This is a genomic window from Nocardia ninae NBRC 108245, from assembly GCF_007990755.1.
Classification (GTDB): domain Bacteria; phylum Actinomycetota; class Actinomycetes; order Mycobacteriales; family Mycobacteriaceae; genus Nocardia; species Nocardia ninae.
On the sequence record NZ_BJXA01000200.1, the window covers coordinates 1 to 623 of the forward strand.

Annotated in this window: 1 protein-coding gene and 1 pseudogene; both read left to right on the forward strand. The window is 75.9% G+C overall.

Features of this window, described 5'->3' with window-relative positions:
- Positions 1 to 238 (forward strand): annotated as a pseudogene (locus tag NN4_RS44670) (hypothetical protein); the annotation flags it as partial.
- 25 nt (positions 239 to 263) lie between these two features.
- Positions 264 to 623 (forward strand): Y-family DNA polymerase (locus tag NN4_RS44675; protein ID WP_443093902.1); only part of this gene is annotated, 360 nt, incomplete at its 3' end.

Below are 623 nucleotides of genomic sequence, written 5' to 3' on the forward strand. Positions count from 1 at the left end.
CCGCTGGCCCGGCGCCGCCCTGCACCTCGACGCGCGCATCGCCGGTTACTCGGGCCTCGGGCACGGCCGTGGCCGCCTGCACTCCCTCGGTCTTGAGGTCGAGGTGCGCGGCAAGGCGGGTCCGCCCCGGCGCGGCCGCCTCGACCTCCGTTCGAACTCCGGCCGGGTCGAATGGGCGGCGCACGAAACACCCACGCGCACCGCCGCACCGGTCGACGCCAGGGAAGCGGCATCGTGAGGGTCGATATGTGCGGTGCGGCACCGTGATCCTGCCCAGCCGAGCGAAGGGCGCGGCGCGGGTGTTGGCGCTGTGGTGTCCGGATTGGCCCGCGGTCGCCGCCGCTGCGGTGGCCGGGCTGCCCGCGACCCAGCCGGTGGCCGTGCTCTTCGCCAACCGGGTGATCGCGTGCTCGGCGATCGCGCGCGCCGACGGGGTGCGGCGCGGGCTGAAGCGGCGAGAGGCGCAGGCGAAGTGCCCCGATCTGTTTCTCGCGCAGGCGGATCCGGACCGGGACGCACGGTTGTTCGAGCCGGTGGTGGCGGCCGTGGATGCGACGGTGCCCGGGGTGGAGGTGCTGCGGCCCGGGCTGCTGGTGCTCGGGGCGCGCGGTGCCGCCCGGTTC